This is a genomic window from Salmonella sp. 32020114201800008SM (genome assembly GCF_017572025.1).
Taxonomy (GTDB): domain Bacteria; phylum Pseudomonadota; class Gammaproteobacteria; order Enterobacterales; family Enterobacteriaceae; genus Salmonella; species Salmonella enterica.
The window spans coordinates 308,731-323,203 of sequence record NZ_JAGEQM010000002.1; the positions used below are offsets into that span (position 1 = coordinate 308,731).

The 14,473-nt window shown below is 49.7% G+C and carries 7 protein-coding genes and 1 pseudogene; 1 reads left to right on the forward strand and 7 read right to left on the reverse strand.

Annotation, left to right across the window (positions count from 1 at the left end; translation table 11 throughout):
* Positions 1 to 344: 344 nt before the first annotated feature.
* The 7 genes from J4613_RS07545 to J4613_RS07575 all read right to left on the reverse strand — a co-directional run bounded on the left by J4613_RS07545 (position 345) and on the right by J4613_RS07575 (position 11,843).
* On the reverse strand, positions 345 to 1,931 hold the full coding sequence (locus tag J4613_RS07545; RefSeq protein ID WP_000336134.1) for a hypothetical protein: 1,587 nt from the start codon (positions 1,929 to 1,931) through the stop codon (positions 345 to 347).
* A complete protein-coding gene (locus tag J4613_RS07550) occupies positions 1,924 to 6,879 on the reverse strand; it encodes an AAA domain-containing protein (RefSeq protein ID WP_080193256.1) in 4,956 nt (1,651 codons plus the stop codon). The genes J4613_RS07545 and J4613_RS07550 overlap by 8 nt, the downstream gene beginning before the upstream one ends.
* Positions 6,880 to 7,484: 605 nt before the next feature.
* Entirely contained in the window at positions 7,485 to 8,117 is a 633-nt protein-coding gene (locus J4613_RS07555) for a DUF4400 domain-containing protein (protein ID WP_000003623.1), read from the reverse strand.
* Entirely contained in the window at positions 8,114 to 10,132 is a 2,019-nt protein-coding gene (traD, locus tag J4613_RS07560) for a type IV conjugative transfer system coupling protein TraD (protein ID WP_111742496.1), read from the reverse strand. The genes J4613_RS07555 and traD overlap by 4 nt, the downstream gene beginning before the upstream one ends.
* Positions 10,129 to 10,647 (reverse strand): transglycosylase SLT domain-containing protein, encoded by a 519-nt coding sequence (locus tag J4613_RS07565; RefSeq protein ID WP_000090693.1) that lies wholly within the window; start codon positions 10,645 to 10,647, stop codon positions 10,129 to 10,131. Before J4613_RS07565 ends, traD begins: the two co-directional genes overlap by 4 nt.
* A complete protein-coding gene (locus J4613_RS07570; RefSeq protein WP_111742495.1) occupies positions 10,626 to 11,189 on the reverse strand; it encodes a TIGR03759 family integrating conjugative element protein in 564 nt (187 codons plus the stop codon). Before J4613_RS07570 ends, J4613_RS07565 begins: the two co-directional genes overlap by 22 nt.
* A gap of 3 nt (positions 11,190 to 11,192) precedes the next feature.
* Positions 11,193 to 11,843 (reverse strand): hypothetical protein, encoded by a 651-nt coding sequence (locus J4613_RS07575; RefSeq protein ID WP_000826209.1) that lies wholly within the window; start codon positions 11,841 to 11,843, stop codon positions 11,193 to 11,195.
* A gap of 391 nt (positions 11,844 to 12,234) precedes the next feature.
* Between J4613_RS07575 and J4613_RS07580 the strand changes: the two are divergent.
* Positions 12,235 to 14,279 (forward strand): annotated as a pseudogene (locus tag J4613_RS07580) (hypothetical protein).
* The last annotated feature ends 194 nt before the right edge of the window (positions 14,280 to 14,473 follow it).

Below are 14,473 nucleotides of genomic sequence, written 5' to 3' on the forward strand. Positions count from 1 at the left end.
AAGCGTATTCAGGGCAGGGTAGATGAGAGGCTGGAGAAAGATCAGCGAGGAATTGTTTACATCGAATAAAAATTTTCAGAAGTGGCTAGGTTATCAATGCCACTTCTGAAGAGGGTAATGCACCCTGTGGTATGTATAGGCTCAGGATTCATCCGGCTCTGTTCTGTGGCAACAAACGATCAAACTTCACTGTCTGCTATGAGCGAGAAGACACTATTGCCAAGTGCTGCTAATTTTATTGCCCAAAGAGCAAAAGTGGTCTTTCAAGGTTAATGTATTGGAAAGACCACAAATTAGTTGTCACCATGATGCTTGACAACCGTTAACCATCTGGGCGGGAGACGCTAGTGTTGATTGAATCTTTCCACCAGTTTTTTCAGTTTTTCCTCGGAATTGTCGACTAGCATTTGTGCCAATTCTGCAGGAGCACAACCCAGTAGCTTATTAAGATCATCTGTCGCTACCTCGGGCTGGTCGGCTGACCGAACCGGTGACTGGATTCGTTGCTGTACCTGCATCCACAACTGAGCTACCTGCTCAGGGTCCGTCGTGAAGTAGCCGATTGGCAATGTAAGGCCAGCATACCCAAGAGACGGATCCAAAGCAGCATGGTACTGAACCACTGCCATACCGTACTCGCCAGGGAAAACCAATATTTCCAAGTGCGACTCAGAACGGCCTTTTGGGAAAATTCGTAGGCTACCGTCGGTACGGCTATTAAACTGATTGGTGATTAAACGCTGTGCCCGAAATTCCTCATCGCACTGAAATGCCAAATTGAGGCGACTGTTGCGCTCTCCACTTGCGAGCTCGGTGTTCATTTGTTTGATGAACGACCCGAGACCTAAACTAGCGCCAAATAACTCGTTGGTAGCACCAAGCCAGATTCCTTGATGTACCTGCTGCTGACGTGGCAACCGTTCAGCCCACTTAATTAAAGTGTTACGATTGGGGGCTGCATAGACAGGCCCAATCATCATACGTTGCGTCGTGCTGTTACCATAGCTGGTTTTTCTGCGCTGGCGATCATGGAGTAAACGCCCTAGTTCCAGCTTACCATCACGTCCGATATATCGGCGGATCACCATATCTTTTGCCAGATCACAATAGTCTTCTAGTGTGGAACTAGCGGCCTCTAACTTGCGCTCGTGCAGCCAGTTAATAGCCTCTGTTTTGAGACCGGAGCTTTCCATCAAGCGTGTATGCTCTAAGCTATAGTCCATCAACCGTGAGTCCAGACGTATCCCGTTCAGAGGATCGGAATGGGCGTGGATATCGAGTGAGATCTGCTGTTTCAACCCCGATTGACCAACAGAGGCCCGATTCACTCGGTAGAGTCGGGCCTTCGAGCTACGCAGTGCGCGCTTGCTCTTGGTATCGGGTAAGCAAATCTGAAAGCGACGAAATTGGCTAGCGATCAAATCGGTGAAGTCACTGCGATTGATCTTACGTGGCAACTCGGGCAAACCTTTCTGCAGGTCCGCATTACACTTAGGCTGAATGTGCCCAGTGCAAAGGTCGATGAAGGTGAAGTCACGGTGATTTTCCACGTCCTCAATTGCAATGCCCTCATCCGATGCGCCTTCTCGGCGCTGCATTGTCAGCTTGACTGTAGTCGCGATATCGCCTTCGTCATTGTATCGCACGAGGCCAGTGTCGATCATTTCATCAACCAGAACCTGACGCTCATGGTCAGCGAGTCCGAAAAAGCCTCCTAACTCAGAAGGAGACACGATTTCGAGTTGCGCCACTAGTAGAAGAGCTGACTCAAGAACCGCTGGTAGCGCTGCTTTATGCGTCACATCAATGTCCAGACTGATCTTCTGTACTGGTGCCAGCACGGTAATACTTTGTAGCAAGCGGTCATAATCAGCCGGCAGTTCCACAGGTTGCTGCGCTGTTCTGTTCAAGGTAAGGGTCTTGTTACACATAGTCACTCTCCTGCACCTCGGCGCAAGCATTATGGATCAGGTCAGCTGAACGAATGATTTGGTACTCACTATTATGGTATGAGTACTGTTGGTGGATATAGTCGAAGACACGGGCCAGCGGCTGACATGCATTCGCCTGTTGCCACATACTCCCTGCACCGATGATTAACAGACGCTCTTTTGCCCGAGACAGGGCCACGTTAACTCGGGCATTATCGGTCATGAATCCGCCCTTTTGCTCAGAGTTATGGCGTACTAAACTTAATAAGATGATACGATTTTCAGAGCCCTGATAGGAATCAATGGTATCAACCTTTATCATTGAGCGGATCGGCGCTGCCCAAGATTCAGATTCCAGCCGCATCTGCAGGAGTTCCACCTGCTTGCGGTAACCGGTAATAACCCCGATGGCTGGCGTAGTATCGTTGTCATTCCACTGACGTAGCTGCCCCATCGCCTGCTCATCGTCGACCAATTGCCGCAGCAAGCTGCACAACAGGTTAACTTCAACTTCATTGGCAATTCCCTTGCCGATATTCGTTTCTTGCAACTTACTGTCAGAGGTATCGATCCAAGACACCGTGCGATTCCACGGGGTGGGCAGGGAGGACATCCACTCGGGAGCAGAAGGCCGACCGGTCGCAAGTGTGCCGTCATAGAAGCAGTGGCTAATAATGTCACCTATCGCGGGTGCCATCCGATATTGCTTCAACAACATGTGGCCATCATTCAAGACGTAAGCTCGCTCAAAATCCGTTCGTTTTACATCGACCTCATTCAGGCCTAGATCACGGGCGACTTGGCGTACATGAGCCACATCATAGCTAGGTGCCAATTGGTTGTAGTCCCCCACTAATAGCACTCGCTTCGCACTCTGCATAGCTATGGCTAGCTCGGAAAACGTAGCGCGCGCAGCCTCATCAATTACCACCAAGTCAAAGGCATTTTTATCCAGTTGATATCCGCCATGCCCGATGCCAACCAATGTGCCAACAACCAATTGACGGGTACGAGCAGCAAAGGCGGCATAGCCGGTTTCGTCTGTGGCTAATCGCTGATACCAGTGGTGGGCTACCTTAATTACCTCAGCCATCCGTTCAATGCGCTGCGGATTATTAATCTGGTGTCGTTCGGCAATCATATTAAGTACCGCGAGCAGCGGTTTATTGTGATGCAATACTTGGTCGGGCATATCGGTAAAAGCTGACAACCTGCCAGTTAAAGCGTTCGTCAAATTATCTAGGCGACGCTCAGCCGCCAAGCGAACTATTCGTTCATTATTTGGCAGGTTATCCATATCGACACTATCTTGCTGGAATTCCCTTACTTCATTTCGGGCAGGGGTGAACTCGAACAATTCACGACCGCAGGAACGATACAGAGCGGCAGATTCCAGCACAAATGCCTCAGGCAATTTCAGGCGTGCTGACAGTGCTAGCAGCCGGACTTCAAGATCGCGGTGAAAGGCCGTACGGGCTTGAGCTTGTAGAGCATTAGTGTGAACATCCAGCATACCTTCGCTGACCCGGCGGCGCTCACCTAAGCGTACAATGCTTGGCAGTTTGAAATCCGGGGATTGTTCCTGGCGCTTAAAGCTCAACTCACGCACACGGTTAGCCACTTCGTCGACCGCAGTATGCGATTGACTCACCACCAGTACGCGGCGTACGTCAGCATCATTCAGCAGATAATCTAGTGTTGCGCTAAGTAGTGTTGTTTTTCCCGTACCCGGCGGGCCCATCAACACACTGAGTGGATTTTGTAGCAAATACAGGAATGCGGCGCGTTTAGACTCATCCAGTCCATAGCGGCTGATTTGTTCGTCGGTCGGCATAGGTAATGCTGGAGGCTGGCAACCTCGAGGGCCAATTACGAAGCGGTCGATTAGATCCCCCATCACTGCATCACCAGCAATAATGCGTGATAGTGCCCGGTCTCGTCGCTCCCAGCTAACATCACTACCCGAATTAGACAGAGTCAGGATTGTATCTTCTCGAATGTTTTGCAGGCGGAAGTTATTCCCGCGGTTGTCATCCGAGAGCACCAGCACACCATTGCCGGACTTAGTAACATCCAGTTGGCCGAAGTGAGTTTCATGATCATCTGCTGTCACGTTGATCACGTCATCATCAGCAAACTCTAAAGCGTCGATATTCTCATTAACCTGTACATGAACGATGCCATCTCGCTCCTTAGGGCTTGCAATCACTTTGACGGTGGGCAGTGCTTCGCGCTCTACTTCTACTAGGCGCAGCCAGAGGCGCTTAAGACTTTCCCCTGGAGCATCGGCAACTGCCGTCGGTGGTTCTTCTGCGGGCTTGATGTCCAGGACATGTTGCACTACATGTAATGTTCTGACAAAGTTTAGTAGTTCAGTATTTGTCGCACCATAAGAACCTTTTTTAAGTAAAAAGGGCTGCTTGACCGACATGGCACGATTATCATTCTTGCGGTTATTACGGGTGTCATACACCATCTCCCCCGTACCTAACCGGTCATAGAACATACGATGCACGGTGAGACTCGGCCCATCTACTTTGAGATTCAGTGTCAATTTATGGGACACACCCAAGAAGAATAATTTTAGAATATTACCCTTAGTATAATTGACCGTCAGGTGGTAGATGCCTGAGTCCATCTCGAACAGTTCGCCCTGCTCGTTGGGGAAATACAAACTCTCGATCACCAAGGGCGTAGCCTCAACCAACTCGGGTTCATTTGCATGTATCATTGTGCGCCGTAACATGTCTAGGTTACGAGGTACAGCGTTATTATCTCCCAACGCATTACGGATCTCCCTACGTATTTTATTGGCGCCAGGATGAATGCAGGCAGCAAATATCTCATCTACAATCATGTATACGGCATAGCGGTCACGCGCCGTGGCGCTGACGTCGGTGGTTGGGGAGTATTCAGAATTTGCCGGAGCAAGGCCATCCAGATCTAAGTCAAACATATCAAGCAGCAGAATGCCCAGCTTGCCTCCTTCCGCCTGGACCAATAAATTTTCGGGTTTCAGATCACCATGACTTAGATCCAGATCGTGTAGGTTATGCACTGCACGAATCAGTGCATCAGCTAATTGGAAGCGCTCCTCATAACTATGGTTGGACAGCACCATCCATTGTTCCAAGCTCTCCCCTAGGGCATAAGACTGAACGACATGTGTTCCCATCATGCCGCAGCCGAATTCAATTAATGGCGGAATCGGCAAAACATTATTGGAGGCGACGGCACAGCGTTCAAGAAAGTGCAGAAGCCGCTGGGACTGACCATGGTTATCCTTGTTGGGGCGTGCATTCAAATATATACGCACAGTACAGGGCTGCCCATCAACAGTTGTGGAGCGGAAAGTCATACGTTGGCGCAGAGGATCAGTACTCGGTGCTTCTACCTGAGGATATTGCGTTATCGGCATAGCATCAGTATTGAATGCAGCTAACGCATTGAGCACCCTAACCTTATCTTCGTTAGTATCGAGGTTTTGAAAATTCAGGGTTCGCGTAAGCGCCTCCAGCATTGCACCCGCATCTGTGTGGCGCTCTGATGCATCGTGCTCTAGGCTACGCTGGATAAATCTGTCTAGTTTACCTTCGAAGGGGTCATTTAGAGGCTGCTTCCATTGGGGGGGCTCATCTTGGGATAAGGTTAGATGCTCTCCATAGGCAATTTGGTAACACAGTACTCCCAGTTGGAACACATCCACCGCTTGACCCAATACCTCGGTCTCACCAAAGGCATCTTCTGGCAGCACGATACCCGTTGTATCCAACTCCTGACGCATATCACTGATGCTTTTATGCCCCAAATCCGGAAATTTGGCACTTGTCAGGCCACTGACGATGATGGCATTGCGTTCCCGGTCCCACCACAAGCGTTTAGCACTCAAATCGCGGTGATATACTCCCATGGCATGCATACCGGCCAAGGGAGTTAGCAGAGCTCTTAATAATAATGTACGTTTTTCAATCGACAACGGTGTAGATACTAGGTATTCGTCCAAACGCTCGGCTAGCCTAGGAAGTTGGTAGACTTCGGCCATGTCGACGGTAAGTGTGTCTTCTTGAAGGTTGTGCTTGGGTTCCAATAAATAGTCTTTGCCTAGTTGACTATCGGTTCGACGTATATGCCGCTGCGTTCGGTCCTCACGTAAGCCAAAAAAAACGCGCACAGACATATCTGTGCCGACATGGGCCATCTTAGTGAAGTCCCATATTCGTATCTGGCTTTTGTCGTCCGAATCACGCTCATGTTCGCCGTCAAACTCATTGTAGTAATCGTGGGGGCCCTCTAGATGTGGGGTCTTCTCCGTGATTACATAGCCTGCTTCGAGCTTCTGGCGGATCTGGACATAACTCCCTCCACGTTTCCACTTCTCAAAAATGGCAATTTGCCCGGGGGCACATGGGCGCTTTTCAGGATAGCGGCGAAAATACCCTTCAGCCTTGGTGTAGGGCATTTTGTCAAAATAGGTATCTAGATTCGCGATGGTCAAGAACTCATCAAGCGTTAGCACAAAGCCTTTATCCTTTGGCGATAGCTGTGTAATCTTTGCATCGCCAGAGAGAACTACCAACGCTTGGATTTCGTAGAAAGTATTCCCCCACAGCGCGCGCAGCTCTTCATCGAACATGGACTTGATTCGTTGGGCGTGCTCACGCTTGCGGTCGATGGGAGAGCCATGCTTGATTTTACGCCCACTAGGCGTGGTCTGGATCCACTGGTCGTCTTCCATATGAATTTGGCCGTGGAAGTTCTTAAGTTCTATCATCAAGATGCGATCCTCGGCGAAGATCAATACATCAAATTCTAGACTTTTACGATTTTTGTCGAGCAACAAGATACCCGCATACCCAACCCAGTGTGCAGGAAGGGCTTTCTCAATGGCAAGAATGGCATTGTGCTCGTTTTGGTGTAACCCTTGCGTTGCCGCGATATGTATTTTCATTGAGTTGCCTCCGGTTGTGAGTAAACGGAGACGTATAAGACGAAGGCGTTTGTAAATAGCGATGTGCTATAAATGATATTAGACGGCGACATGAGCGCTGCATAGCAATGGTCTATAAGACCAATTGTGAGAAATTTCATATTTTCGTAGAGTTCATCAGTGGGTACGCCCCACAGCCCTCGCCGAATGCGAGAACCACTGACTTACCCCTAAATAGGACTTTCGACTGTAACATCACATCTGTTGAGTAAAAGTGATGCTTATCAAATGCGAACGGAATATGTCACGACAAATGTATCAGTATAAGAAAGCACAATCAGCGCTAGTGGTCGGCTTCTGATAGTGTAGTAATGTTATAAAGTCCCCTTCTTAAGGTAGTCAGTGCCATATTTTTAATATTGTGCTCGACCCAATTTGCCCTCGGCATGAGAACGTTTAGACCTAATAGAAGTTCGCTATTGGCACGAAACTACCCATGAGCTCAGACTTGATCTAATTCAGTCGATAGATTTACAGCGATTCCTGTTGGTGGAAAAGATCGTCTCTCAGCAAATCGATAAAATTAGACTCTGTGGTTGAAAATGGGAAAGTTAGTATTAAGCGGTTTATAACCAGCGCTTAAAGCTACCAGCCACCATCCATACCGTTATCCCAAACCATATGGTGGCTGGTAATAAAACTAACCTCGCAGGTAGAAACAGCGGCTGCGCCAGATAACACACCCAAATCGTTGTGGCGACTAAACTGCCTGACCTGATGACATAACGGTGGAGAAAAACGGATTCCAGCCCGGAGCCAAACCGCCTTAAATCCCGCCGTACTAGGCCTTCTGTCAGCCCGATTAACACGCACAGACAGAGCAGGGGGAACGTGGCGACCAGCCACGTCAGGCGTAGCATAAAACTGACCAATGTATAAGCCAGAACTGTGAGTGGTTTTTGAATGAGTCTGTTGGTTATAAGCATGTGAGATACCCCGTTCTCCAGCAGCATCACTATTTTTTCCCCCTGCGGATGTGGTTGTAACGCAATAACTAGTTCCGACTGTTCCCGCTTCATCACCTGAAAAACATGCCTGCTGCCTTCCTGCGGCCACCAGAAATAGAGCCCCGCCAGTTCCAGCACCACCCGCAACAACAGTGCGCTGATAACCAGCCCGATAAACCTTCCGGCCAGCGACAGCAGCCAGCCGACCGGCCCCTGAGCCGAACGTGAAGGCGGGGATCGCTGTTCACTCATTCCGCCAGTCCCTGCTGGCGCGCCTGCATCCAGGCCACGAGTTGTGCCACAGACTCCGGCAGCGGGCAGTGTTTATCCGCTACGGGTAGGGGCAGGCGGAGTTTCCACAATTGCCCACCTTCGAGCAGGGCAAAGGCCTGGCCTTTGGGAAGCTGGATCAGCGCGGCGGTATCGAGTAGCGGCACATTACTGGTGGTTACCTGCTCGCGGGTATTGCTGGTAAAGCTGTTGATGCCGCCCGGCGTGTCGGTGACGCCGGAACTCACCTGGCGGCTGCGCACTTCGACCTGTGGCAGTTGCTTTGTCAGCAGTTCGGCGGTGGCGGTTTCGCGCACCCGCAGCATAATCAGATTGTTGAAGTTACCTACCACCTGGCCTGCCTTCGGCGCGCTGCCGATGCGGGCCTGAATATCACTCAGCGTCTGCGTGTAGGCAGTGACCTGAATACCTGCGCCGCCGCCCTTGTTGACCAGCGGAATAAACTCCTCGCCCATCAGTTCATTAAACTCATCGCAATGCAGGTTGATAGGCGGCGGTTTTTCACTGTTGCCGGGCAGTCCATCATTCAGACCAAACTTGTAGAGATGTCCGGCGACGCTCACCAGGTCAGCAAACATTGAGTTGCCGACGGCGGCAGCGACCACCGCATCGGAGAGCGCGTCCAGCCCGACATAGACTACCGCCTTCTGGCGGATCGCCTGCTGCCAGTCGAGGATCGGTCGCTCGTCGTCCAGATCGTGATAGTCCGGGGCGAGCAGGGCGGCAAGCGTGCCGGTGGTCAGCTTTTCCAGCAGCGGCAGCAGCGAGGCGACAATCTTGTCGAAGTAGGTTTTGTCATAGCGCACCGCCGAGAGCAGCCCGTCTAGGATCGGATCGTATAATTTCTCCGCATTGAGATACTGCTCCAGCGCAACCACGTGAGGATCGCGGCCCAGCATATGGCGCGGCATATTCCGGTCATTAAGCTGCTCCGCTAGCTGCGCCACCACTTCCCACGCCCGCGCGTTGTGGCGCGGCAGCACGATGCGGGCATAGTCGATAAACAGGGCGTCGATATTGACGACGTGGCGGGAAATTAACTGATAGTCAGGGCGCTGACCGAGCGCCACCAGGGCGCGGGCGATAATGTTGACGAAGCGCCAGGCGAACTCGCGAAAGGCCGCCGAGTTGCCTTCGCCGGAAAGCTGTCCGGTGAGGCGCGACGCCACCTCCGAGATACGGCCAAAGCGCCCGATGGCGTTGTAGCGGGCGGAGATTTCCGGATATGCCAGATGTAACAGGATAAAGCGGTCGCCGCGTCCGGCGCGCTGCGCCTCTGTCCACAGACGCTTCAGCAGATCGGCGTCGCCTTTTGGATCGAAAACGATCACCACCTCGCCACGGCGGATGTCCTGAGTGGCAAGCAGTTCCGCCAGCCGGGTTTTGCCGACGCGGGTGGTGCCAAGCACCAGCGTGTGGCCGGGGCGTTCACTGAGCGGCAGGGTGACGTCGCACTCTTTCAGTTCCACCCCATGCAACCACGGATTGCCGCCGACGGGCGGCAGCGGGCGTACCGGGTTCAGCCAGCGATCGGCGCTGAGCAGGCGGGCAAGGCCGGGCAGAGTATGTTCGCTGCGTTTTTCGATGTGCCTTGCCAGACGGTAGCACCATCCGGGGCGCAGCCTGTGTGCGGCTTCCGGTTGCAGGCAGTCGTACAGACGCTGGGTGTGGATTGGCCGCCAGCGAAAGCCTTTACCGAGAAACAGCCTCTGGCTGCTGACCGGGATTTTCCGGCTGGTCAGCGCGTAGCGCGGCAGGCGCAGGAGGTTGCGGTGGTAGCGTACGATTTGCCATCCCTGCCAGCCTCGTCGCAGGGCCAGCAGAATCAGGGCGCAGGCCATCAGGCGGGCCTGCCACGGCGTCAGCATCAGCAGTGGGGCCTGCGTCAGGCAGATTAATGCGCCACAGCCTGCGGTGACGGTGCTGTAAAACTCCACGGGTGGGCGCAGCAGCGCTTCCAGCGCGTAGCGGCTCATGGCGGTGCGGCCTGTTGCAGATGGTGGCTGACCAGCTTGCGGTAGCGTGCAGCGGGCGCGCCGCCCGCAGGGCGGTGATAGCGGGCGGCAGCATTGAGCCAGCTTCCGGGACGTTCATCGTAGCGCTTACGCAGCAGTTGCGCGGTGAGCGACAGGTTTTGCAGGGGATACAGGGCATCGCAGGGAGAGTCAAAATATGCCTGGTGCCAGCCGATATTTATTTGCCCGAGCCCCACGTCAATACGCTTTGTGCTGGTGTGGCGGATGGCGGCCAGCAGCGCCTGACAGGCCTGCTCCCGGCTGGCGTAGCGGTAGCCGGTCCCGGCGATATTGAGCGTCCACGGCCACGGGAGATGTTTGCCACTCAGGTTCGCCCCGCTTTCGGTCTGTGTGACGGCCCACAGCAGTTCCGGCGGCACGCGGAAATGCTCTGCGGCGCGCAGGTACGCTTCCGGCAGCGGCTGCGCCAGCGCCAGGCAGGGCAGCAGCAGGATCAGGGCAGGACCTCGCGCCATTGCTCCCCCTTACGCTCCAGCGCCACCGGGATTTTGCTCTGGCCCAACAGCAGCCAGCGGCCCGCGTCATGGTTAAGCGTGATGCTGTGTTCACTCACCAGTTTTGCGTCAATGCCATGCGCCATCGCCCAGCGGCGCACCCGGTTATCATCGCCTTCGCTTCCGACGAGCCAGATATCCAGTGGGCGCTGTTGTGCCAGCAGGGTACGCAGCAGGCTGTCGCAGGGAGGGCAGTCCTCCTGGACGAACAGCGAAACGCGGGAAGTGCTGGCGGAGGTGGTTTTCAGCGGCGTCAGGCCCGGATACAGACGCTGCCAGGCTGCGACATACGCGCGCTGGAAAGCGAGTTCTTTCTCCAGCCGCCGGTATTCCTGCCTGACCAGCAGTTCGGCGAAGCGCTGGCGTTCATGATCGCTTTCAGCCTCCACGCCCAGGGTGGTCAGCGGTCTGAGAGTGGAGCCCGCGTTCTGGCCGGTCTGCACCTCAAGCGGTTGCGCCCACGCGCTGGCGGTGAACAGTAACAGGAGAATCAGGCGTTTCATCGCTTACTCCGGCATCTTCAGCGTCAGCTGGCGTTTGCCGTGACGGAATATGGCCCGGCGCTCATCAATCCGCTCCAGTCGCCAGCCGTGCCACTGTTCTTCCCTGCGCAGCCATACCACCTGATGGAGGTAAACAGCATCCGGCGGCACTATCACCGCCAGGCGGATATCACCGTGCTGTAGGGTCCCGGCGAGAAAAAACGGGGCCGTTAATGGCCCCAAAGGGCGGAGAGACACGGGATGACGGTAAGCCACCGTCGGGGGGAGGGAATTGTCACTGGCAAAACAAATTTCGCGACGGTTTTCGTCGGTGGTCATCCGCCATGCCGGGCCCGCCAGGAGTTGCAGGGCGGCCTTCAGGCGCAGCGGACCGGTGTTGTACTGGCACGGGAGGCCATAAAGCTGCGCCCGGCGCGCATCGGCGAGACACAAGGACCAGCCGCTGTCGCGCAGCAGGTACTGCAGCGCTTCCCCGACCGTCGGATGAAAACCTGGCGGAACGGACAGGGTGGTAAGCTGCTCCAGAAGTGGCTGTTGCGGTGACGTGTTGACCAGCAGATAGCGGTCGTAGCGAACGACTTCTGGCGTTGCAGGGGAGGCGGCGGCCACGCCGTTGAAAATAAACAGGAGCAGAGCTGTCAGCAGTCGTTTCATCGCATCCTCCACTGTGCTTTTACAGGAGCGTGCAGGATGGGAGGGGAAGGGACTACCGACAATTGTTTTATGTTTTTTTAAATTAGGTGATTGTTGTTAAAATAGTAAAGTAAATAAGCGAATAATAATAGCTTTAAGATTTGGCTACCTTTCATTTTTTTTGTAGAATCATATTGTGTAACTTCCTTATTAAAAATAAATGATTTAGTTTTGAGTTTAATTATATCTTAGTGGGGCAATGTTATTTATATAATTGGTTGGTTTTTTATTTACCTACTGTTGCGGATTTTTTATTTTATGCTCTATAAGGTTTGATATATTCGAGGTAAATCACTTTTTAGCGTGGAGGATTGCTTTAAAATAACCTATAAATATTAGAAGGGTAAAGGTCATGAGTAAGGTTTACGATGTTAATAGAATCATTAATATAGCCAAGGATACCAATGAGTTTTGTTGTTTCTTTGGTGAATATATAAAAAGAAAAGATGTCAATGTTAATATGGCTCTGGATGTTTTAAGAATATCTTCTATTTATTTAAATAGATACTCATTTCAGATCGAGGAAGAATATAATAATACGTTTAAATTATGCGTTAATGGATTGATGAATGTGTTTCCTGAATATATTGATTTAATATCTGAATTTGAACGCCAATGTAAAATAATGCATGATGTCAATAACGCTTTCTTTAAGTCTGCGAAATGTAATAATATTTGGCGTAAAGATATTAAGAGAACACACTCATTAACACTTAATCTTATCCTGTTTTGTGAAATGTTTTTATCTTCACTATCATCACTAATAACGGTAAAAGATATAAACAAAGTAAAGAAAAATTTCCCCTTGTTTATTATCTCTGAAAATATAGATATTAATGCTGAACCTGATATTGAGTATTTCAGAACGTTGAATAGAGCATTTGATGAGGTGGCGACTTATTCTGGGAGAATATTCTCTCATTTACGTACTAATGAACCCTTAAAATTAAATTGTCGTATAGATAAAGAAACTCTGCTTTCAATGAGAAAATATCTTGATGAATGGAATGTTTTTGACTCATTAAGTAGGGTAAGTGACTTTTTTAGATTGAGTAATGCGGAATTTACTAAAAAAGATAATGATACATATTCTCTTGATGTCAATGGTTCTTGTTTATATCAGGACTATGAAATTGCCCGAAATAGATTGATGATGAGAGAATCTAATTTATATAGTGAGATGCACACTTCAAGCAAAAAAGGTCTTAAATTAAGGCAATGGGCTAAGAACCGTATGCCTTCTTATTTAAATCCTGAAGGTATTTATAGCTCACATCATTTAAGTGAGTTAGAAAATATGTCACCTGACGATCTACATGAAGAATATGGTAATGTATCACTATATAATTGGGTACATGCTTATCAATGTTTAGTTGAGTTATCCAAAGAAGAGTTGAGGAAAAGATTTTCCTCCAAAAAACCTATACCATTACAGGTAGACAGATGGCTGATAATAAAGAGTCGTGAAAATTGGTTATCTTTTTTTAAACGGAAAGGTATGGCGGAGGATGTGGCGAAAAAAGTTATTGGTTATTTTACTTTTAATTCAAAGTCACATGATCTTAATGATTGTCCATTCATTCCCTGTGTAGATGGATTATGCTTAATGCCAGCATTAATAGCACATAGTTCTGCTACACGTTCTTTAATGTCGTTATTTGGATCAAAAAAATCTCTCAGGCAGGTAAGGGGCGATTCCATGAACAGCAATTTTTAAGACAGGTTCGTGCAGCTGGGATTAAAGCATCTCCCATTGAAACACATGCTAATTTTCAGTGTGATTGCGTAATGCTTATTGATGATCATTTGATTTTTACAGAGCTTAAATCAAATGGGCAGCCGATTTATTATGGCAAGTATTATCAACAATTGTGTAATATTATTGGAGATAGTTCATTAATTTATGATGGTAATAATAAATTATTGCGGTCTTATATTGAACAAATCGACAGAATTTCAACACACTATCTTAACCATCTTGATATCATTATTAATGAGTTCAATCTCCCGGTAGATTGGCAACCGAAAGGTGTTCATAAAATTATTGTCACAACAACTATGCTTGGAGGGAAATATCATTCCGATAATGTGTTTGTTGTCGATAAATATTCGTTATCTAGTTTTCTTCAACGTGTGCCAGGGGTGATTTTCCAAAACAATGAAGAAGGAGATAGAATAAAAAATATTATTGATGGTTATGAGCATTGCACAGGGGAGATAACAATTGAAAAATTTCTTAACTATCTTTATTGTTTGCCTAGTGTAAGCGCAGTGCGTAAAAACATTAAAAAATTAACCTATAGTGTTCGGTTTGATGAAACACTCATTTATCATCCTTATTATGATTCTTGGGCTTTTGGTCCATATATTCGTAAAGAAGATGAGCAGATTAACTAGTTTATATAGTTACAAATTAAGCATTATTTGTATCTGAAAAATGGTGCCCGGTTACGGGCGTAAAATCAGTTCAGTAAGGAAATCTTTACCCCATCAGCTTCAGCATGGCGGCGATGGAGATGTAAATAGACCCATTTTAGTTCCAGGCATTTTTTGAGATCCCGGCCAGATAGACTTTTTTATAACAGCTTTAT